Here is a 21,556-nt window from a genome sequence, read left to right as displayed (position 1 = left end):
CTTGATGCGAACCGGTTCCCACTTCGCTTGAAAACGCTCCGGTTCATCTGATCCCGAGCGTCTTGTGCGTCTGCACGCTGAGGCGCCATTGCGGGTGCTTCAGGCAGTAGGCGATCGCCCGCTCGGTATTCTCGATCACGTCGGGTCCGTCCATCGGCTGCAGCGAGAAGCGCTCGAACGAAAGCCCCGCAAAGTCCTCCGGCGCGTTCTCCGGCTGCGGATAGACCAGCTTGAGTTCGTGCCCACTGCGCACCACGAGCTCGGCTGCGGCCTTGGGGCTGACGCAGATCCAGTCGAGCCCGTCGGGCGGCGCGATGGTGCCGTTGGTCTCGATCGCGATCGCAAAGCCGTGGCCGTGCAGGGCCTCGATCAGGGCGCTGTCGACCTGTAGCAGCGGCTCGCCGCCGGTCAGCACCACGTAGCGGTCTGCCTCGCCCCCGGTCCATTGCGCGGCGATGGTGCCGGCGAGCTCGGCGGCGTCGGCATAGCGGCCGCCGAGCGTGCCGTCGGTGCCGACGAAATCGGTGTCGCAGAACCGGCAGACGGCGCCGGCGCGGTCCTGCTCGCGGCCGCTCCAGAGGTTGCAGCCGGCAAAGCGGCAGAACACGGAGGCCCGGCCCGCATGGGCGCCTTCGCCCTGCAGGGTAAGAAAGATCTCCTTGACCGCGTAGCTCACCAAAAATCCCTTAAGTTGCCGAACCGGCAGATAGCGAACGGGTCTGCCGGAGCGCCTCGCCGACGGCCATGGCCGCCGTGACGGCCAATTGAGTGAGCGCATGGACGGCCTGATCGGAATCACCAGCCGGGCATCCGCGGCGGCCACCACCGCGTCGGTCACCCCCGCCGTCTCGCGCCCGAACAGCAGGACATCGGAGGCCGCATAGTCGAAATCAAGGTAGGATTTCGCCGCCCTGGTCGTGAACAGCACCAGCCGGCATCCTGCCTCGGCCCGCCATTCCTCGAATTTCGACCATGAGTCGTGACGCTTCAACCGCACATGGTCGAGATAGTCCATACCCGCCCGGCGGAAATTCCGGTCCGAGGTGTCGAATCCCGCCGGTTCGATGATATGGGCTGCCACGTCCAGGCAGGCGCAAAGGCGCAGAATCGTCCCTGTATTCTGGGGAATGTCGGGCTGGAACAGCGCGATCTGCATGGTGCGGACGACCTGTGAAATCCGGATGAAATTGTCTCAATAAAACATCGCTCGGCGCGGATTTCGTGCATTGCACGTGTGCGAGCCGATAGCGGGCTTGCGCTCGTCCGGCAAGGGTGCCAATAGAACGATTCTGGACTGCTGTTCCGCCATTTGGGGTGGGGAATGGCAGTTTTCTGCCGCCGCGGGGGCCGCGGGCGCCGGCAGCCTTTCTTGAGGCGCTTCCCAGCGTCTCCGGGGCGGTTCCACCGGCTGCAGAAAAGAAAGGGCTAGGAATCGTGACGACAGCGTCTTCGGCGGACCATCCGACACGCCGTGATTTTCTCTTTGTTGCAACCGGAGCTGCCGCCGCGGTCGGCGCAGCCGCCACCGTCTGGCCGCTGGTTGCCCAGATGAACCCGGACGCCGCGACGATCGCGGCCGGCGCGCCGATCCAGGTCGACCTGGCGCCGATCGCCGAGGGCCAGGACATCAAGGTGTTCTGGCGCGGCAAGCCGATCTACATCAGCCATCGCACCAAGAAGCAGATCGAGGAGGCTCAGAAGGTGCCGCTCTCGAGCCTGCCCGATCCGCAGCCCGACTCGGCCCGCGTCAAGGCCGGCCACGACCAGTGGCTGGTGGTGATCGGCATCTGCACCCATCTCGGCTGTATCCCGATCGCCCATGAGGGCAATTACGACGGTTTCTTCTGCCCCTGCCACGGCTCCCAGTACGACTCCTCCGGTCGTATCCGCCAGGGGCCGGCGCCCGCCAATCTGGCGGTGCCGCCCTACGCCTTCCTTTCCGACACCAAAATCCAGATCGGCTAAGTCCCGGACCCTCCGGGACTTCGGCTTCCCCTTGGACCCATCGCGTCGTTTTTCTTCTTCAGGATCGCATCAATGAGCGGACCATCTGATTTCCAACCGAGCAACCCCGCCTTGAAGTGGATCGAACGGCGCCTTCCGATCTTCGGCCTGATCCACTCTTCATTCGTGGCCTATCCGACGCCGCGCAACCTGAACTACTGGTGGACCTTCGGCGCCATCCTTTCGCTGATGCTGGGTCTGCAGATCCTGACCGGCGTGATCCTGGCGATGCACTACACGCCGCACGCCGATCTCGCCTTCAAGTCGGTCGAGCTGATCGTCCGCGACGTCAATTACGGCTGGCTGCTGCGCAACATGCATGCCTGCGGCGCGTCGATGTTCTTCTTCGCCGTCTACATCCACATGTTCCGCGGCCTTTATTACGGGTCGTACAAGGAGCCGCGCGAGGTGCTGTGGATCCTCGGCGTCATCATCTACCTCTTGATGATGGCCACCGGCTTCATGGGCTACGTGCTGCCGTGGGGCCAGATGAGCTTCTGGGGCGCCACCGTCATCACCAACCTGTTCTCGGCCGTGCCGTATTTCGGCGAGAGCATCGTGACGCTGCTGTGGGGCGGTTATTCGGTCGGTAACCCGACGCTGAACCGCTTCTTCTCGCTGCACTATCTGCTACCGTTCGTGATCGCCGGCGTGGTCGTGCTGCACGTCTGGGCACTGCACGTCGCGGGTCAGAACAACCCGGCCGGCGTCGAGGCCAAGACCGAGAAGGACACCGTTCCGTTCACGCCCTATGCGACGATCAAGGACGCGTTCGGCGTGTCGTGCTTCCTGATCTTCTTCGCCTGGTTCATCTTCTACATGCCGAACTATCTCGGCGACGCCGACAACTACATCCCGGCGAACCCCGGCGTGACCCCGGCGCACATCGTGCCTGAATGGTACTACCTGCCGTTCTACGCGATCCTGCGCTCGATCCCGAACAAGCTCGCCGGCGTCGTGGCGATGTTCTCGGCGATCATCATCCTGTGCTTCCTGCCCTGGCTCGACAGCGCACGGACCCGGTCGTCGAAGTATCGTCCGCTGGCCAAGCAGTTTTTCTGGATCTTCGTGGTGGTCTGCATCCTGCTCGGCTATCTCGGCTCGCAACCGCCGGAAGGCATCTATGTGATCGCCGGCCGCATCCTGACGGTGTGCTACTTCGCCTACTTCCTGATCGTGCTGCCGCTGCTCGCCCGCATCGAGACGCCGCGCCCGGTGCCGAACTCGATCGCCGACGACGTGCTGGCGAAGAGCAAGGGCAGGGCCGCGACCGCAGCCTCGGTGATGCTCGCGATGGTGGTGGCCGGCGGCCTGTTCGTAGGCGGCACCCAGAACGCCAAGGCCGAGGAGGGCGGCAATGCGCCGCCGGCGCAGAGCTGGTCGTTCTCCGGCCCGTTCGGCAAGTATGACCGCGGCTCGCTGCAGCGTGGCCTGAAGGTCTACAAGGAAGTCTGCTCGGCCTGCCACGGCCTGTCCTATGTCGCGTTCCGCAACTTGGCGGATGCCGGCGGCCCCGGCTATTCGGTGGCGCAGGCGGCTGCGTTCGCGTCGGAATACAAGATCAAGGATGGTCCGAACGACCAGGGCGAGATGTTCGAGCGTCCGGGCCGTCCGGCGGACTACTTCCCGTCGCCGTTCCCGAACGAGCAGGCCGCGCGCGCAGCCAATGGCGGCGCGGCACCGCCCGATCTCTCGCTGATCACCAAGGCGCGGTCCTACAAGCGCGGCTTCCCGCAATTCGTGATCGACTTCTTCAGCCAGTACCAGGAGCAGGGCCCGGACTACGTCGACGCCATCCTGCAGGGCTTCGAGGACAAGGCCCCGGCTGGCGTCACGATCCCCGAGGGCTCGTACTACAACAAGTACTTCCCCGGCCACGCCATCAAGATGCCGAAGCCGCTGTCCGACGGTCAGGTGACCTTCGACGACGGCTCGCCGGCGACGGTCAAGCAGTACGCGCATGACGTCACCACCTTCCTGATGTGGGCCGCCGAGCCGCACATGGAAGAGCGCAAGCGGATCGGCATGCAGGTGTTCTTCTTCCTGGTGATCTTCGCCATCCTTATGTACTTCACCAAGCGCAAGGTTTGGGCCGACGCGCACTGACCTCGGCGATCGCGAATTTGAAAAAGCCCCTTTTCGGGGGCTTTTTTGTTTGTGTTCGCAATGACGGCAAATCGATTTGCGTCCGTCACCGAGTACGGACAAGATGCCGGCCAATCAGCCGGCAAACATCTGCGGAGGAACTCATGGGTACCAGCATCACCTTCAAGCGTCCGGACGGCAAGGAAGCGTCGGGCTATCTTGCCAATGCCGCACGCGGCAACGCGCCCGGAGTGGTCGTGATCCAGGAATGGTGGGGCCTCCAGGACCAGATCAAGGGCATGTGCGACCGCTTCGCGCGGGCAGGTTTCGATGCGCTGGCGCCCGATCTCTACAAGGGCAAGGTGGTGCCGTATCACGACACCGAAGCCGCCGGCAAAGAGATGAACTCGCTCGACTTCATGGACGCCACCACCCAAACGGTGCGCGGTGCCGCGCAGTACCTCGCCAAGAACGGCGCCAAGGTCGGCCTCACCGGCTTCTGCCTCGGCGGTGCGGTGACCATCATCGGCGCCACCAAGATCCCGGAATTGACGGCCGGCGTGGTGTTCTACGGCATTCCGCCGGAGCAGGCGGCCAAGCCGGCGGATGTTCGGATTCCGCTGCAGGGCCATTTTGCCACCAAGGACGACTGGTGCACGCCGGCGCTGGTCGATGGCTTCGAGAAGGCGATGAAGGCCGCCGGCAAATCGCTGGAGCTGTACCGCTATGACGCCGACCACGGTTTCGGCAACGAGCAGCGCCTGTCGGTGCACGACCGGCAGTGCGCGGAGTTGGCCTGGGACCGGGCGACGGAGTTCTTCAGGAAGCATCTGGGGTAAAGGCGCGCGATTATCCGCAATCTCGCTGTCGTCCCGGCGAAGGCCGGGACCCATACGCCGCGGCAGTCGGGACCAAAGCAAACTGGTCGACGGCTTTGCCAAACAACTACGCCCTGTGGTTATGGGTCCCGGCCTTCGCCGGGACGACGTGGGGAGTTTGCTATGCGTCCTTCACCCCATCCCACCACGGGCACGTTCCCGACATCAGCTTGAAATTGCCTTCCATCACCTGCACCGGTGCGCGCTTGCCCTCGGCGGCGGCGCGCATCCGCATCTCGCGCGCGACCGCGCGGTCCTCCGGCGACAGCCAGACCCGTTCGTGGCCCCACAGGCTCGGGCCGTCATGCATCTCGAACGGCGTCCAGTTCGCAGGATCGATCTCGCGGCCGCCCCAGCCGCACTCGACCATGAAGGCTGACGGTGACCTGGCGTAGAACGACGTCATCAAATCGTTGGTGTGTCGGCCGAGCGTGACGTTGACCCGGTCCTCCTGCTGCGCGATGTCGTAGGCTTGGCCGACATCGTCGAGCGAGAACAGCTCCACCATCAGATGATGCATGCCGTTGCTGCCGGTCTCGATCAGCGCCAGCGAGTGGTGGCGGGCATTGACGTGGAAGAAGTAGGCGCGGAACGGCTTTTCGATGTAGTCGCTGAGGCCGAAGCCGAGCACGTCGACATAGAAGCTCATGACAGGGACGAGATTCTCGACCGTCAGCACCGCGTGGCCGAGGCCGAGCGCGCCGGTGCGGAAGCCGGAGATCGAGCGGCCCGGCCTGAACGGCGCGTCGTCGATCTCGGCGCCGTGAAACGCCTCGAGCCGGTTGCCGGCGGGGTCGCTGAACGAGATCAGGCCCCGCACCCGCCGGCTATCGGCGAGCGCCTGCGGCTCTGATGTTACGGCGACGCCGGCGCGCTCCAGCCGCGCCGCCAGCGCATCGAGATCCGTGGCATCCGCCACCTCCCAGCCGAAGAACCTCGTGCCTTCGCCCTGCGCGCGGTCGATCACGATGCGTTGCTTGCGGTCGTCCATCCGGAACGCGAGCAGCGCGTTGCCGCGCTCGATCGCCTGCAGCCCGACCAGGCCGGTGCCGAATTGCCGCCAGTCGTCCAGCGCATCCGAGCCGAAGCCGGCATATCCGAGACCCAAAATCGCCATCCGCGCCTCCGCCATCTGTCTTTTTTTGGGCGGCCGATCAGCCGCCATTTCGGCAAATCCTACGCGGATTCCTGGCTCTTCAAACCCCGAATATGCCGCCCAAACGGCGTCCAGGATTGGGGCAGGGGTGTGAGGCCATCCCTTGACACGGCCCGCGCCGGGTGGTGTGTAGCGGCCATGAGCACCGTTGCCAGTCCATCCCGTCGTTGGTGGCCCACCTTCTCATAGGTGGCCGGTGCGTTTTCATTTTCTCAAAAACGTCGAAGGTCGCCATCGCAGTGCGACGGTCTCCTTCGTTTGTCCTGTGTGGCGCTCTCTTCCCAAGTTTCGTAAGAGGATCACATGAACAGGACAGTCTTCTCCCTGCCGGCCAAGAGCGAATACCTGACCAATGGCGGCCTTGCGGTCGCCCGCGTGGTCGAGCAGTTCACCGGCGGCGCCAATCGCCTCGATGATCTGATCGCGCTGCTCGACCGCCGCCGCGGCGTGGTGCTGTCCTCGGGCACCACGGTGCCGGGCCGCTACGAGAGCTTCGACCTCGGCTTTGCCGATCCGCCGCTGGTGCTGGAAACCTCGGGCACCGATTTCTCGTTGCAGGCGCTGAACCCGCGCGGCGAGGTGCTGATCGCCTTTCTCGGCGACGTGCTGCGCGAGCCCTGCGTCGTGATCTCGGAGCGCAGCGCGACAAGGCTTGCAGGCCATATCATCCGCGGCGAAGCGCCGGTCGAGGAAGACCAGCGCACCCGCCGCGCCAGCGTGATGTCGCTGGTGCGCGACATGGTGGCGGCGTTCACCTCCAATGCCGATCCGCTGCTCGGCCTGTTCGGCGCCTTCGCCTACGACCTCGTGTTCCAGATCGAGGACCTCGTGCAGAAGCGCGCCCGCGAGGCCGACCAGCGCGATATCGTGCTGTACGTGCCGGACCGGCTCTTGGCCTATGACCGCGCCACCGGTCGCGGCGTGGCGCTGAATTACGAGTTTGCGTGGAAGGGCAAATCCACCGCCGGCCAGTCGCACGAGACCGCGCCGAGCCTCTATGCCAAGACCGACCGGCAGGGCTTTGCCGATCACGCCGCGGGCGAATATCAGGCGACCGTCGAAGTGGCGCGCGCGGCGTTCGCCCGCGGCGACCTGTTTGAGGCGGTGCCGGGGCAGCTGTTCGCCGAGCCCTGCGAGCGCTCGCCGGCGGAAGTGTTCCAGCGGCTCTGCCGCATCAATCCGTCGCCCTACGGCGCGCTGATGAATCTCGGCGACGGCGAATTCCTGGTCTCCGCCTCGCCCGAGATGTTCGTGCGCTCCGACGGCCGCCGGGTCGAGACCTGCCCGATCTCGGGCACCATCGCGCGTGGCTCGGATTCGATCGGCGATGCCGAGCAGATCCGCAAGCTGCTGAACTCGGAGAAGGACGAGTTCGAGCTCAACATGTGCACCGACGTCGACCGCAACGACAAGGCGCGCGTCTGCGTGCCCGGCACCATCAAGGTGCTGGCGCGGCGCCAGATCGAGACCTACTCAAAGCTGTTCCACACCGTCGACCACGTCGAGGGCATGCTGCGGCCGGGCTTCGATTCGCTCGATGCGTTCCTGACCCATGCCTGGGCGGTCACCGTCACGGGTGCACCGAAGCTGTGGGCGATGCAGTTCGTCGAGGACCATGAGCGGTCGCCGCGGCGCTGGTACGCCGGCGCGATCGGCTGCGTCAATTTCGACGGCAGCATCAACACCGGCCTCACCATCCGCACCATCCGTATGAAGGATGGCCTCGCCGAGGTGCGCGTCGGCGCCACCTGCCTGTTCGACTCCGATCCCGCCGCAGAGGACCGCGAGTGCCAGGTCAAGGCCGCGGCGCTGTTCCAGGCCCTGCGCGGCGATCCGCCGAAGCCGCTGTCCGATTTCGCACCCGATGCCACCGGCTCCGGCAAGAACGTGCTCTTGATCGATCATGACGACAGTTTCGTCCACATGCTGGCGGATTACTTCCGCCAGGTCGGCGCCAACGTCACCGTGGTCCGGCACATCCATGCCCAGGACATGCTCAAGAAGAAGGGCTGGGATCTTCTGGTGCTGTCGCCCGGGCCGGGCCGTCCGGAGGATTTTGGCATCGCGAAGACCATCGATACCGCGCTGGAAAAGAAGCTGCCGATCTTCGGCGTCTGCCTCGGCGTGCAGGCGATCGGCGAATATTTCGGCGGTGAGCTCGGCCAGCTCGCCCAGCCCGCGCATGGCCGTCCCTCGCGCGTGCAGGTGCGCGGCGGCCGGCTGATGCATAATCTGCCGAACGAGATCGTGATCGGCCGCTACCACTCGCTCTATGTCGAGCGTGACAGCGTGCCCGAGGTGCTGGCGGTGACCGCGACCACCGAAGACGGCGTCGCGATGGTGATCGAGCACAAGACCCTGCCGGTCGGCGGCGTGCAATTCCATCCGGAATCGCTGATGTCGCTCGGCAACGAGGTCGGCCTGCGCATTGTCGAGAATGCATTCCGGCTGAATCCGCCGGCCAATTGAGGATTGCGAAACCAATGACCTTCGACCACGACATCAAGGCGACCGTTCGCACCATCCCGGACTACCCGAAGAAGGGCATCCTGTTTCGCGACATCACGACGTTGCTGGCGGATGCCCGCGCCTTCCGCCGCGCGGTCGATGAGCTGGTGCATCCCTGGGCCGGGGCCAAGGTCGACAAGGTCGCGGGCATCGAGGCGCGCGGCTTCATCCTCGGCGGCGCGGTGGCGCATCAGCTCTCCGCCGGCTTCGTGCCGATCCGCAAGAAGGGCAAGCTGCCGCACACCACGGTGCGGATCGCCTACTCGCTGGAATACGGCATCGACGAGATGGAGATGCACGCCGACGCGGTGCAGCCCGGCGAGCGCGTGATCCTGGTCGACGATCTGATCGCGACCGGCGGCACCGCGGAGGGCGCGGTGAAGCTGCTGCGCCAGATCGGCGCCAATGTGGTCGCCGCCTGCTTCATCGTCGACCTGCCCGATCTCGGCGGCGCGGCGAAGCTGCGCGCGATGGACGTGCCGGTGCGCACGCTGATGGCGTTCGAGGGGCACTAACCCTCCACGTCGTCCCGGCGAAGGCCGGAACGACAATCATCCCCGCTGCAGCAGCATGCTCAACTCGAGATCGCGGAACGTGGTGTAATTCCGCCGGATCCACTGATGCAGCTCGGTCGATGAATCCTTCTCCTGGCGCAGATAGCCGGTGAAGGAGAAGGTCAGCCGGTCGATATAGGTCTTCAGGAACACCGGCAGCGCGCGGAAGCGCAGCACCCGGCTGCTGGTCATGACCGGCGGCAACTCGCCGCGCACCACGAATTCATTGTCGATGACGATCAGCGCGTTCGGCGGGATCAGGCCTTGCAGCATCTGGTAGCCGCGCACCGAAGCGCGGTCGGTATCGGCGACGTACAGGATGACGGGCGCGACGCGGCGGCGCAGCGCCTCCTTCATCAGCCCGATCTGGTCGCACATTTTGAAGAATTCGTCGAAGGCGTGGTAGCCGAGGTCGACCACCTTGGCGATGCCGTCATTGACGATGACGCGGTCCATCAGCTGCATCTTGCCGTAGGTGTCGATCACGTCGGCGGTTTCCGTGATCCGCGGCAGGTAGTCGAGCAGCGACGGCTCCTTCAGGTTGATGTCGTAGCAGAGCACGTCGCCGTTCTTGAGCAGCAGGAATTCCGCAAGCAGCCGTGCGATCAGCGTCTTGCCGACCTGCGGGCGGGGCGAGCAGATGATGTAGACGGGCGTGGATGACATCGCCCGCTATATCAGGCCAAATTTTCGTCTAATCCAGCCCCGTCGTCGCCCCGCGCGCCACTTTTTTCGCTGCTCCCTGGCACGATTTTTCGCCGCCCAGGCCGCGGCTATTTTTCGCCCTTGGCTGACTTGGCGCCGACCAGGTCGGTCAGCTTGATCCGGTCGTACTCGCTCCACACATTGGCGAGCCAGTGCCGGACATAGCCGCGCAGCACGAACGAATAATTCGCGGCGTCGTCGTTGATGCCCTTGTTGGCGACGAATTTCAGGAACGGAACCGAGGACACCTCGACCTGCTCATAGGCCATTTCGTTGAGCTTGGGGATCGTGAGGTCGGTCGCGTCCTTGATGCGGTGGAAGTAGGAATTGTAGGTCGCCTGGTCCCACTGGAAGAACTGGGTGTCGTTGATGAAGTTCTTCACCAGGAAATATTTCGCGCCGCCCATGAAGCCGGCGGTCTCGGCGATCTCGTCCAGCGAGGCGATCGAGGGGCCGAGGATGTGGAACACGGCGAAGGTGATCTGACCGGAGCGCGCCGCATCGAGGAAGCCGATGTCGCGCAGCGAGGCCAGCGCGGGCGACAACAGGCCAGCGCGGACGTCGATCACGGTGACCGCGGGGCCCGAGTTCAGCGTATCGAAGATCTTCATCTGGTCCGCGGTCGTCGTCATGTCGACGATCTCGGTGATGTCGGGATGGAAGCGCTTCAGCGTGCCGCGCGGCGACTCGGTGTCGAACGCCCGGGTCTGCACATTGTTGGCACTGAAATAGTCCAGGAGCGTCCGCGAGACGGTGGTCTTGCCGACCCCGCCCTTGTCAGCGCCCACCACGATCACAACCGGCTTTGCCATGGAAATCCCTTGAAAGCGCGCTCCCGACCGCGATGGCGATCGGCAAGTCCCCACACCTGCTTTGGGCGCGAACATGGCAGAAACAAGGGAGAATTCAATTCCTTAAGGCGCCCACGAGCGGTTTGGTGGGGAATTCCTTAATGGACTGAGTAGGCTAGGGCATGATCCGGAAAACTGCGCAGCGGTTGTCCGGGAAGCTCATGCCCAAATCAAGGAGCTCGCGCGATCAGCGATGCCGTCCCCAAGGACCTTGGAGAGGGCCTTGGAGTGGGTCCAGCGGCCCCAGCGGTCCCTGCCTTGGGCCGGTGCCCGGCAGCGGCGGCGGATTGTTCGGCTGCGCGGGCGGCGTGTCGCCCCACGGGCCATGGGTGACCGGCGGAGGTTGATCGCCTGGCAGCGGCGGCTGGTCCTGCGGCGCCGTCGCGTCCGTCTCATCCGGCAGCGCCAGCGGGCCGGGGTCATGACCGCCGGCATATTTCACCAGGGCATCGACCCGGGATTTCACCGACGGGTGGGTGGCGAACAGGTCGGCGAAGCCCTCGCGCGGATTGTCGACGCAGAGTTCCATTACCGCCGAGGTGGCTCCCGGCAGCTCGCCGCGATTCTCGATCTTGCGCAGCGCCGAAATCATCGCATCGGGATTCTTGGTCAGCTCGACCGATCCGGCATCGGCGAGAAATTCGCGCGACCGCGACAGTGCGAGCTTGACCACCTGCGACAGCAGCCAGGCCAGCATGATCAATGCGACCGCGATGATGATGACGACGATCGCGCCGCCGCCCGAACCCTTGCTGTCGCGATCCGAGGAGGAGGACGATGATCGCGAGGATGACGAGGACGACCAGCCGCCTCCGCCGCCGCTCCACGACAGATTTGTGAACAGGCGGAAGAACAGTTCGCCGAAGAAGCCGACCACGCCGGCGATGATCACCGCGATCACCATCAGTTGCACGTCGCCGTTCTTGATGTGGGTGAGCTCGTGGCCGAGCACGGCCTCGATCTCCTGGTCGTTCAGCGCTCTCAGAAGACCCGTGGTGACCGTGACGGCGTATTGGCGCGGGTTGAGGCCGGTCGCGAACGCATTCAGCGCCGGGCTGTCCATCACCTTCAGCTTCGGCATCTGGATGCCGCGCGAGATGCAGAGGTTTTCCAGCAGATTGTAGAGCCGCGGCTGCTGCTGCCGCGTCACGCTTTCGCCGCCGGTGACGGCGTCGATCATCTTCTGGTGGAAGAAATAGGCGATTACGATCCAGGCCGCTGCCGCGATCGTCGCCCACGGGAAGGCCGAGACCAGATCCCGCGAGGCCCGCGTCAAATAATATTCGGCCGTGCGGCTGCTATCGATCATCACTTCCGCGACCAGCGCGCCGGCATAGACCAGCACGTAGATCAGCAGGAACAGGCCGGCGAGCAGCAGCATCGAACGAAACTTGTTCGATGCGATATGCGTGTAGAGACCATAGGCGGCCATGACGGAGCAGCCTCTCGCCGGAGCGCGTTGCGCCTCAGAACTTCACGCTCGGTGCCGCCTCGACTTCCGTACGGCTGGCGCCGAGGTCGAAGAAATCCTTGCGGGTGAAGCCGAACATGCCGGCGAACAACGCGGCCGGCATCTGCTGGATGCCGGTGTTGTATTCCTGGACCGCGTTGTTGAAGAAGCGGCGGCTGGCGGCGATCTTGTTCTCGAGGTCGGACAGCTCCGAGGCGAGCTGCTGGAAATTGGCGTTGGCCTTGAGGTCCGGATAGGCCTCCGACAGCGCGATCAGGCGGCCGAGCGCGCCGGAGAGTTGGTTCTCCGCCGCCGAGACCTGGGCCGGCCCCTGTGCCGAGATCGCCGAATTGCGCGCCTTGATGACGTCGTCGAGCGTGCCGCGCTCATGGGAGGCATAGCCCTTCACGGTCTCGACCAGATTCGGGATCAGGTCGTGGCGCTGCTTGAGTTGCACGTCGATGTCGGCAAAGGCCTGGCTGACCCGCTGGCCGAGCGCGACGAGCCGGTTGTAGGCGCCGAACGCAAACAGCACGAGAAGGACGATGACGCCGATAACGATCCAGCTGGTCGACATGACAGGGCAACTCCTGATGGACGAGACGGCGGCACCGTAGCCCAAGATCGGGGCGCAGGGCAGCCCGCCGCGAAAAGGTGGGCAAAGGGTTGGTCGGTGATGGTGTCCAATTAGTTCAAAGGCGTCGTCCCGGCGAAGGCCGGGACCCATACGCCGCGGCCCGTGGAAAGGGCACAAGCGGCGTCGGCTTTGCTTCACGACCGAGATCGGTGGTTATGGGTCCCGGCCTTCGCCGGGACGACGCAGGCTGTTGGTCTCGACCGCATCGCCCCAGCGCCAGCGCCGGGCGCGCGCGTAGTCGGCCTTGGCGCGTCGGGGGACCCTGGCGACGGCGACGCCCTCCGCCGTGCACAGCTTGGCCGCAATCTCGACCTTGCCGACATCCGGTTGCGCGAGCACGCGCGATGGTCGGTTCTCAACCCGCGCGCGGCTCAGCGCGACATAGGCGAAGCGCTCGTCCTCGAACGGTGCGTCGGCGCCCTTGACCTGCTTGTGCGCGCGCGAGCGCTGCAGCCGCTGCGAGAAATGGCACCAGTCGGGCGCGACCAGCGGACAGTCGCCGTCATGCGGGCAGGGGGCAATCACATGCGCGCCGGCGGCGATCAATCGCGCGCGCAGCGCGATGATCCGCGCGTAGCCCGCGGGGGTGCCGGGTTCGACGACCAGCAGGGTATCCTTCGTTTGCTCCCACATGACATCGGTGAGCGCGTTGCGTTCGGCATCACCGAGCTCGTTGATGATGTAGCTCGCGATCACGAGATCGGCGGCCTCGGCATGCGCTGCATAAACGCGGGCCTGGCCGAGCTCGTAGGTGATGCGGCGCAGGCGGTCACTCCGGCGCGTGAGGTCGAGCGCCAGCGTGCGCAGGGCCTCATTGGCATCGAGCAGAGTGAACTCGTGCAACGACGGGAAGGCTTCCGCAGCCGCCCAGCTCGCCGTCCCCGGCCCGGCTCCGACATCGAGCAGGCTGGTGGGCGCGAAATCCGGCCGGATCTCCGTCAGTGCATTAAGGCTCGCCACCACGGCGGCATAGGTCGCGGGCATCCGCGCCACGGCGTAGGCCAGCGCATCGGTCTCGGTCCTGATCGTTCCGGAGCCGCCGCCTTCGCGATAGGTCTGCGAGATAATGGCTGCACGGCCGGCGGCGTCGCTGCGCGACAGGCCTTCGAGCCGGGCGTTGAGGGCCGCGCGGAGTTCAGCAGGTAGGTCCGGTGAGGTCATGTGCCGTCATTTCTACGTCATTCCGGGGCGGCGCAGCCGAACCCGGAATCTCGAGATTCCGGGTTCGGTGCTGCGCACCGCCCCGGAATGACGACATCGTATCCTACGCCACGTTCTGGTCGAGGATGTCGACCGCGCCCTGCAGGTCGACCGAGACCAGCTGCGAGACGCCGCGTTCGGCCATGGTGACGCCGAACAGCCGGTTCATCCGCGCCATGGTGATCGGATTGTGCGTGATGATGATGAAGCGCGTGTCGGTCGAACCGGTCATTTCGTGCAGCAGGCTGCAGAACCGTTCGACGTTGTGGTCGTCGAGCGGCGCGTCGACTTCGTCCAGCACGCAGATCGGCGACGGGTTGGTGAGGAACACCGCGAAGATCAGCGAGAGCGCGGTCAGCGCCTGCTCGCCGCCCGACAGCAGCGACAGCGTCTGCGGCTTCTTGCCAGGTGGCTTGGCGATGATCTCGAGGCCGGCTTCCAGAGGATCGTCGCTTTCGATCAGGTGCAGCGCCGCTTCGCCGCCGCCGAACAGCTCGGTGAACAGCCGCTTGAAGTGGTTGTTGACGGTCTCGAACGAGGTCAGCAGACGCTCGCGCGCTTCGCGGTTGAGGCTCTGGATGCCCTGGCGCAGCCGCTTGATCGCCTCGACCAGGTCGTCGCGCTCGGTGGTCAGCGCGGTGTGCTGGGTCTCGACTTCCTTCAGCTCTTCCTCGGCGCGCAGGTTGACGGCGCCGAGCCGCTCGCGGTCGCGCCGCAGCTTCTCGAGTTCTTCCTCGACCTGCGTGACCGGCGGCAGCTCCGCGCCGGGCTCGATCTCGGCCATGCCGACCACCGCGCTGGGCTCGACCTCGAGCATGTCGTGGATCTCGCGCTCGATGTCGGCGAGGCGGCGGCGGGTGCCTTCCATGCGCTCTTCGGCGCGGGCGGTGGCTTCGCGGGACGACGACAGCGCTTCGAGCGTGGCCTTGGCGACGCGATCGGTTTCCGCCATCGCGGCTTCGGCGGTTGCGAGCGCGTCGGCGGCGATGCGGCGATCGCCCTCGGCGTGCTCGATCTCGGTGATCAGCGCGCTGCGCTTCTCGGCGAACACTTCGGGCGCATTGGCAAGTTCTTCACGCTCGGCCGACACTTCGGCGATGCGGGCCTCGACGGTCTCAACCTGCGAGGCGGCGCTGGTCTTGCGGGTCTGCCACTCATTGCGCTCGGCGACGATCGCCTGCACGCGGCGGTCGGCGAGTTCGGCTTCGCGGGCGAGCGCCTGCGCCTCGGCGCGGACCTGCGCCGCGGCCCGGCGCTGGTTGTCGATCTCCGCGCGAACCGCGGCGAGCTGGGCTTCGGTCTCGACACCCGGCGGCAATTCGGCAAGCGCGGCAGCGGCGCTCTCATGGGCGGCTTCGGCCTCGGCGCGGTCGGCGGCGACACGGCTGTGCGCCTCGGTCAGCGCCGATTTGCGCGCGGCGTGGCGGTTGATCTCGCGCTCGGTCGCGGCATGGCGCTCGCGCGCGGCATCGGTCTCGCGGCGGGCGGCACGCACGGCTTCGCGCGAGGCACCCTCGGCGGCGGACGCCGAGCGCAGCTCTTCTTCGGCGGTCTCCAGCGCCTCGCGCTTGGCGGCGGCATCGATACGGGCCTGTTCCAGCTCGTGCTCAATGTCGACCAGGCGGGCGCGTTCGGCGAGGCGGCGCGCAGCGCCGGTCGGCGCATGCGCGTCGGCGACAAAGCCGTCCCAGCGCCAGACGTCGCCTTCGAGCGACACCAGCCGCTGGCCGGTCTTCAGCTGCGATACCAGCGCCGCGCCGCGTTCCTTGGCAACGACACCGATCTGGGCGAGACGGCGCGCCAGCTCCGGCGGTGCCTGGACGTGATCGGCCAGCCGCTCGACACCATCGGGCAGAGAAGGATCGCCCGCGGCCTCGCCGACATTGGTCCAGCGCATCGGCGCGGAGGAATCCACGGGGGCGTCGAGGTCGTCGCCGAGCACGGCGCCGATCGCCTTCTCATAGCCCTTGGCGACCGTGATGCCGTCGATGATCGGCGGCCACAGGTTCTTGGTTTCGCTGGTGACGAGCTTGGAGATGGTGCGGGCTTCGGTCTCGAGCCGCTGCACGCGCTTCTCCGCCTCGGCGAGCGGATTGCGGGAGGCTTCCAGCGTCTGCCGTGCGGCGGCGTGGTGGGCCTCGCTGGATTGCACGGCGGCCTCGGATTCGGCGAGCGCCTGCTGCGCCATCTCCATGGCGGCGGCGAGCGCGTCGATGTCGCCGAGATTACCGGTCTCCTGCGCGAGCTTGGCTTCCTCGGCCTGGACGTTGGCGATCTCCTGATCGAGCCGCGCCAGCCGGTCGCGATGCGTGCGCACGCCGGCTTCGAGCTGGTTGCGCTTGGCAGTGAGATCGGCGAGCTGCGTGGTCAGCTCGGAGAACTGGCGCTCGGTCGCGGCCAGGATCTCCTCGGCCTCGGCCACGCGCTCGTCGACGCCGGAGCGCTTCTCGACCCGCGACTTGATCTCTTCCTTCAGCTCGGCGTCTTCGGTGTCGAGCCGCTGCAGCGCGATGTCGGCATCCGAGGTCTGCTGCTGCTCGCGCGCGATGTCCTGGGCGAACTGGGTGAGGCGGCGGTCGAGCTCGCCGACGCGCTCCTTGGCGCGCTGCTCCTCGCGGTCGAGCATCTCGCGCGCATTGGTCAGGCGCTGCAGGCCGGCGGCGGCGCGCGCCTCGGCATCGCGCAGCGCCGGCAGTTCGGTGGCGCGGATCGCCTGGATGCGCGCGGCTTCCGCCTGATGCTGGGTGCGCTCCGCCATCTCGCGCACGGCGAGATCATGGGTCCGCGCGGCGTCGTTGACGTCGGCATTGGCCCCGATCCAGCGCAGGTGGAACAGCATGGCTTCGGACTTGCGCACCTTGGCCGCGACCTCGCGGTAGCGGATCGCCTGGCGCGCCTGCTTCTTCAGGCCTTCCATCTGGCCGGTGAGCTGGCCGATCACGTCCTCGACGCGGGTGAGGTTGGTTTCGGCCGCCTTCAGCCGCAGTTCCGCCTCGTGACGGCGGGCGTGCAGGCCGGCGACGCCGGCGGCGTCTTCCAGCACGCGGCGCCGCTGCTCCGGCTTGGCCTGGATGATCTCGCCGATCTTGCCCTGGTGGACGAGGGCCGGCGAACGCGCGCCGGTGGCGGCGTCGGCGAACAGGATCTGCACGTCGCGGGCGCGCACGTCGCGGCCGTTGATGCGGTAGACCGAGCCGGCTTCGCGCTCGATGCGGCGGGAGATTTCAAGCAACTGGCTGTCGTTGACGGCGGCCGGTGCCGAGCGATCGGAATTGTCGATCGTCATCACGACTTCGGCGTGGTTGCGCGCCGGACGGTTGCCGGAACCGGCGAAGATCACCGCATCCATGTCGGCGGCGCGCAGCGACTTGTGCGACGTCTCGCCCATCGCCCAGCGCAGCGCTTCGACGAGATTGGATTTGCCGCAGCCATTCGGTCCGACGACGCCGGTCAGGCCCGGCTCGATCATGAAATCGGTGGGTTCAACGAACGACTTGAAACCGTGCAGGCGGAGGCGCGTGAGCTTCATGTACACAAATCTCGTTTGGCCGGGCGCGAATCTCCCTGCCGTGACAATACCATGGATGGCAATGTCGGTGTCTGGGGTGAATAGCTGCGTGCAGCTCTCATGAGCGGCGACAATGGCGATGCCTGCGCGTCAGGGCAACCGCTTGACCCAGCTTTTCCCAAGGGATTTGCGAGGGATTTGCAGGGGTTTTATGAACTCTGCATGCCCTCGGAGATTCGCATCGGGCGAATCAGGTTTTCAACAACGAAATAATGCGATCGCCGCATGTGGGGATCGCAAGTCATCCACAATTATCGTGCCCGACTCAAATCGGGCACGATGGTGTCAGGCTCGATAGGGCGCAATCAGCTCTTCAGCAGCGGATCGATATGCTTGCTGAATTCCTCGAACGAGGTCTCGCCCTTCAGCATCTCGCCGTTGATGAAGAAGGTCGGCGTCGAGTTCACCTTCAGCACGTCGTTGGCGTATTTCTGGTCGGCGGCGATCTTGTCGAGCAGCTTCTGATCCTTCAGGCAGTCCTCGACCTGCTGCTGGCTGAGACCAGCCTGCTTGCCGATCCGCGTCAGCGTCTCGGTGGTGTTCTTCACCACCCAGTCGTTCTGCTGGCGGAACAAGAGGTCGATCACGGCGAAGAATTTCGGCGCGTCGTCTTTGGCGATGCAGCGCGCCAGCATCGAGCCCGCGGCGGCCTTGATGTCGAGCGGGAATTCGCGGAACACGTAACGCACCTTGCCGGAGTCGACGTAGGTCGACTTGATCTTCGGGAACACGGTCTCGTTGAAATTGGCGCAGTGCGGGCAGGTCATCGAGGCGTATTCGACGATCGTCACCTTGGCGTCCTGCGGGCCGAGGCCCATGTCCGGCAGCGACTGCGGCTTGGCGACTTCGGCGGCGGTCTGCGCGAATGCATCGGTGATCAGGCGCAGCGGCGACAGGCCGGCGAGGGCGGCAAGGCCGGTCAGCGAGAGAGCGGTGGTGAAGGCGCGGCGCGTGATGATCAAGGTCAGCTCCCGGATTGGCGCATTCACGCCACAATGAAGGGGGTCCCAAAAAAGAAGCCTTCGCTAGCTTGAAACGGCCATTGTGGCAATGCCGGGGACTCGCGGCAAAGCCATCGAAAAGCGTCAATTTCGCTTGATCGAGGCGCCCAACCGGGCCAGCGCCGCGCGCAGGTCGTCGTCCTCGACGGCGGCAAGATCGGCCGCCTCCCGAGCCACGGATTTAGCGTCGGGCGGGCGCGGCCGCGCCGGGCGGCTGCGGCGCGACAGCGGGGCCTGCCGGATCGTCAGGCGGCCGACCGCGTGCCAGCCGAAGAAGCGGTTCACCCGTTCCAGAATGACATCGGAGGAATGCTGGATCTCCAGCGCCATCGGTCCCTCGACCCGCAGCACCAGCGTTGCCGGCTCCTGCGGCTGCCCCTCCACCGGCCGCGGCCACTGCATCTTCATCGGCTCGCAAAAGGTGGCGATCCGCTCGCCCGCGATCTCGGTCCAGCGCAGCACCAGTTCGCGCGCGGCAAAGCCCTGCTTTGCGTACGCATCGGTGAAGACGTCGCTGAGCAGGATCGACAGGGGCTTTGCGCTGATCGGGCCGGGTTTGGACATGGGACGGGTTATAGCACGATGCCCGGCCGCCATCAGGCCGCCGCACGTGGACGGATGGCCTTGAGATCCCGGTCGATCTCGCGGCGCCGTTGCATCAGGTCATAGTCCATCTGCAGCCCAAGGAAAAACCCCTCCGATAGGCCAAAATAGCGTGCCAGCCGCAGGTCGGTATCGGCGGTGATGTCGCGCTTGCCCAGCACAATCTCATTGATGCGGCGCGGGGCCACATGAACGGCGCGCGCCAGCCCATTCTGACTGAGGCCCATCGGCTTGAGGAACTCCTCAAGCAGGATTTCGCCGGGATGGGGGTTGTGGAGCAATCCGCCCTTAGTCGTGGTAGTCGACGATTTCGACATGTGCCGGTCCTCCCTCATCCCATACAAAGCAGATACGCCATTGATCGTTGATCCGAATCGAGTGCTGACCCAGCCGGTCCGCCCTCAGTGCTTCGAGGCGGTTACCGGGTGGCACGCGCAGGTCGCTCAAAGCGCGGGCTTGATTCAGAAGGCGGAGTTTCCTGAGCGCAACGTTCTGGATATCTGGCGGCAAATCTCTTGCTGCGCCGGCCCGACCAGATCAATGCTGTCTCGGGATCGGCGAAACCCTGGATCATTGCGCACTATAACGCGTCGCGTCATAGTGCGCAATGATTAGCCGGTGGCCGGGCCTGAACCCAGAGGAAGAAGCGTGTCCCCGTCACGAGCGACCAAGCAAAGACCGCAACAGGATGCGCCTGACCGCCCGGCACGGCTGCTCGCCTGGTATGACCGGCATCGCCGAACCCTGCCGTGGCGCGCGAAGGCCGGGGAGCGGTCTGATCCGTACCGGGTGTGGCTGTCCGAGATCATGCTGCAGCAGACCACGGTGCGGGCGGTCGGACCTTACTTCGAGAAATTCGTGGCGCGCTGGCCTGACGTCACCGCACTCGGCCGCGCCGCGCTCGACGACGTCCTGAGGATGTGGGCCGGGCTCGGCTATTATTCGCGGGCGCGCAACCTGCACGCCTGCGCGGTCGCGGTGATGGGCGATCATGGCGGGGCATTTCCGGACACCGAGGAGGGCCTGCGTGCGCTGCCCGGGATCGGGCCCTACACTGCCGCGGCGATCGCCGCGATCGCGTTCGACCGGCGCACCATGCCGGTCGACGGCAATATCGAGCGCGTGGTCACCCGGCTCTACGCCATCGAGGAGGCGCTGCCGCAGGCCAAGCCGCTGATCAAGGAGATGGCCACGACGTTGCTCGGGCCGTCGCGCGCCGGCGACAGTGCGCAGGCGCTGATGGATCTGGGCGCCACCATCTGCACGCCGAAGAAGCCGGCTTGCGCATTGTGTCCGCTGAATGACGATTGCGCAGGCCGCATCCGCGGTGATCAGGAAACATTCCCGCGCAAGGCGCCGAAGAAAAGCGGCGCGCTGCGCCGCGGCGCCGCCTTCGTGGTGACGCGTGGCGGCGAGCTGCTGGTGCGCTCGCGCCCGGAAAAGGGTCTGCTCGGCGGCATGACCGAGGTGCCGGGCTCGCAATGGCTCGCCGGGCAGGAGGATGCCGCCGCGCTGGCGCAGGCGCCGGAACTCAAGGGCGTCACCCGCTGGCATCGCAAGGCTGGAATCGTCAGCCATGTGTTCACGCACTTCCCGCTCGAGCTCGTCGTCTACACCGCCAGCGTTACGTCGCGGACCCGCGCGCCGGAGGGCATGCGCTGGGTGCCGGTGGCGACGCTCGACGGCGAGGCATTTCCGAACGTGATGCGTAAGGTCATCGCGCACGGGCTCGACCTCTAGAAGATGACGGCCTGCTGACACCATGCTGGCAGCAGCGCCCGGCTATCACCTCCGTCACAACGGAGGTCGCCATGATCGCAACTGCGCTCGATAAAATTCCGATGCCGCCGGTCGCAAAACTGCTCGGCTGGCGCCTGGCCGACGCACGTCCGCAGGACGGCTGGATCAGGATGACCTTCGACGGCAAGCAGGATTTCTGCAATCCGGCCGGCTTTATCCAGGGCGGCATGCTCAGCGCGATGCTCGACGACACCATGGGGCCGGCGGTGTTCGTGATGACCGAGGGCAGGCTCTTCACCACGACGATCACGATGACCGTGAATTTCCTGGCGCCGGCGAAGCCCGGGTTGGTCACCGGCGAGGCGACGGTGACTCAGCTCGGCAAGACCATCGCCTTCGTCGAAGGCCGGCTGACCTCGGCCGACGGCGCATTGCTCGCGACGGCGAGCAGCAGCATCCGCCTGGTGGAGGCGGTGCGGGCGCTGCGGTGACGCCGCGTGCGCAACAAGCAGTCCGTCGCCCCTGAAGCGGTTCATCCGTCATTGCGAGGAGCGATAGCGACGAAGCAATCCATGCCTCCGCGAATGCCGCGCGATAGATTGCTTCGCTTCGCTCG

At 65.8% G+C, this 21,556-nt stretch carries 18 protein-coding genes and 2 pseudogenes; 7 read left to right on the top strand and 13 right to left on the bottom strand.

The window, feature by feature from the left end; all coding sequences use genetic code 11:
- Positions 1–43 precede the first annotated feature (43 nt).
- Together queE and ACTUWL_RS08235 are read right to left on the bottom strand one after the other, a co-directional pair.
- A complete protein-coding gene (gene queE / locus ACTUWL_RS08240) occupies positions 44–676 on the bottom strand; it encodes a 7-carboxy-7-deazaguanine synthase (RefSeq protein WP_021076024.1) in 633 nt (210 codons plus the stop codon).
- A 10-nt stretch (positions 677–686) separates the two neighbouring features.
- Positions 687–1,156: pseudogene (locus ACTUWL_RS08235) on the bottom strand (tRNA (cytidine(34)-2'-O)-methyltransferase).
- A 278-nt stretch (positions 1,157–1,434) separates the two neighbouring features.
- Here ACTUWL_RS08235 and petA point away from each other — a divergent pair.
- From petA to ACTUWL_RS08220, 3 genes are all read left to right on the top strand, one after another.
- On the top strand, positions 1,435–1,965 hold the full coding sequence (gene petA / locus ACTUWL_RS08230; protein ID WP_021076026.1) for a ubiquinol-cytochrome c reductase iron-sulfur subunit: 531 nt from the start codon (positions 1,435–1,437) through the stop codon (positions 1,963–1,965).
- Between the two features lie 72 nt (positions 1,966–2,037).
- Entirely contained in the window at positions 2,038–4,110 is a 2,073-nt protein-coding gene (locus ACTUWL_RS08225; RefSeq protein ID WP_021076027.1) for a cytochrome c1, read from the top strand.
- A gap of 143 nt (positions 4,111–4,253) precedes the next feature.
- Entirely contained in the window at positions 4,254–4,928 is a 675-nt protein-coding gene (locus ACTUWL_RS08220; RefSeq protein WP_021076028.1) for a dienelactone hydrolase family protein, read from the top strand.
- A gap of 160 nt (positions 4,929–5,088) precedes the next feature.
- Here ACTUWL_RS08220 and ACTUWL_RS08215 read toward each other — a convergent pair whose 3' ends face one another.
- Positions 5,089–6,084, bottom strand: coding sequence for a VOC family protein (locus tag ACTUWL_RS08215; protein WP_021076029.1), 996 nt, complete (start codon positions 6,082–6,084; stop codon positions 5,089–5,091).
- A gap of 342 nt (positions 6,085–6,426) precedes the next feature.
- Between ACTUWL_RS08215 and ACTUWL_RS08210 the strand changes: the two genes are divergently transcribed.
- Together ACTUWL_RS08210 and ACTUWL_RS08205 are read left to right on the top strand one after the other, a co-directional pair.
- Positions 6,427–8,592, top strand: coding sequence for an anthranilate synthase component I (locus ACTUWL_RS08210; protein WP_021076030.1), 2,166 nt, complete (start codon positions 6,427–6,429; stop codon positions 8,590–8,592).
- A gap of 14 nt (positions 8,593–8,606) precedes the next feature.
- Complete coding sequence (locus ACTUWL_RS08205) at positions 8,607–9,146, top strand: adenine phosphoribosyltransferase (protein WP_018273383.1); 540 nt, start codon at positions 8,607–8,609, stop codon at positions 9,144–9,146.
- A gap of 36 nt (positions 9,147–9,182) precedes the next feature.
- Here the strand turns inward: ACTUWL_RS08205 and ACTUWL_RS08200 are convergent, their stop codons facing one another.
- The 10 genes and pseudogenes from ACTUWL_RS08200 to ACTUWL_RS08155 form a co-directional block, all read right to left on the bottom strand.
- Positions 9,183–9,851: a hypothetical protein gene (locus tag ACTUWL_RS08200; RefSeq protein WP_021076031.1), complete on the bottom strand. Its 669-nt coding sequence runs from the start codon at positions 9,849–9,851 to the stop codon at positions 9,183–9,185.
- Between the two features lie 107 nt (positions 9,852–9,958).
- Positions 9,959–10,702, bottom strand: a complete 744-nt coding sequence (locus ACTUWL_RS08195) for a D-alanine aminotransferase (RefSeq protein ID WP_021076032.1) — start codon at positions 10,700–10,702, stop codon at positions 9,959–9,961.
- Between the two features lie 226 nt (positions 10,703–10,928).
- Entirely contained in the window at positions 10,929–12,173 is a 1,245-nt protein-coding gene (locus tag ACTUWL_RS08190; RefSeq protein ID WP_021076033.1) for a M48 family metallopeptidase, read from the bottom strand.
- Positions 12,174–12,207: 34 nt separating this feature from the next.
- The gene (locus ACTUWL_RS08185; RefSeq protein WP_021076034.1) at positions 12,208–12,768 is read right to left on the bottom strand and encodes a LemA family protein; all 561 of its coding nucleotides are present in this window, start codon (positions 12,766–12,768) and stop codon (positions 12,208–12,210) included.
- Between the two features lie 213 nt (positions 12,769–12,981).
- Positions 12,982–13,989 (bottom strand): small ribosomal subunit Rsm22 family protein, encoded by a 1,008-nt coding sequence (locus ACTUWL_RS08180; RefSeq protein WP_021076035.1) that lies wholly within the window; start codon positions 13,987–13,989, stop codon positions 12,982–12,984.
- A 103-nt stretch (positions 13,990–14,092) separates the two neighbouring features.
- Positions 14,093–17,557: a chromosome segregation protein SMC gene (gene smc, locus ACTUWL_RS08175; protein WP_021076036.1), complete on the bottom strand. Its 3,465-nt coding sequence runs from the start codon at positions 17,555–17,557 to the stop codon at positions 14,093–14,095.
- Positions 17,558–17,901: 344 nt separating this feature from the next.
- Positions 17,902–18,558, bottom strand: coding sequence for a DsbA family protein (locus ACTUWL_RS08170; protein ID WP_021076037.1), 657 nt, complete (start codon positions 18,556–18,558; stop codon positions 17,902–17,904).
- A 123-nt stretch (positions 18,559–18,681) separates the two neighbouring features.
- A complete protein-coding gene (locus tag ACTUWL_RS08165) occupies positions 18,682–19,161 on the bottom strand; it encodes a DUF721 domain-containing protein (protein WP_035649377.1) in 480 nt (159 codons plus the stop codon).
- A 32-nt stretch (positions 19,162–19,193) separates the two neighbouring features.
- Positions 19,194–19,517 carry a HigA family addiction module antitoxin gene (locus ACTUWL_RS08160; RefSeq protein ID WP_021076039.1) on the bottom strand — a complete coding sequence of 108 codons (324 nt, stop codon included), beginning with the start codon at positions 19,515–19,517 and terminating at the stop codon, positions 19,194–19,196.
- A pseudogene (locus ACTUWL_RS08155) lies at positions 19,489–19,774 on the bottom strand (type II toxin-antitoxin system RelE/ParE family toxin). Before ACTUWL_RS08155 ends, ACTUWL_RS08160 begins: the two are co-directional and overlap by 29 nt.
- Before the next feature lie 74 nt (positions 19,775–19,848).
- On the opposite strand from ACTUWL_RS08155, the gene mutY reads away from it, so the two are divergent.
- Positions 19,849–20,940 (top strand): A/G-specific adenine glycosylase, encoded by a 1,092-nt coding sequence (mutY, locus tag ACTUWL_RS08150; protein WP_021076040.1) that lies wholly within the window; start codon positions 19,849–19,851, stop codon positions 20,938–20,940.
- A 71-nt stretch (positions 20,941–21,011) separates the two neighbouring features.
- Positions 21,012–21,431: a PaaI family thioesterase gene (locus ACTUWL_RS08145; protein WP_021076041.1), complete on the top strand. Its 420-nt coding sequence runs from the start codon at positions 21,012–21,014 to the stop codon at positions 21,429–21,431.
- Positions 21,432–21,556: the final 125 nt, after the last annotated feature.

Source organism: Bradyrhizobium sp. WCU1, from assembly GCF_053474805.1.
The sequence above is the reverse complement of the archived record's forward strand: the minus strand, read 5'-3'. Positions and strand labels throughout refer to the sequence as shown.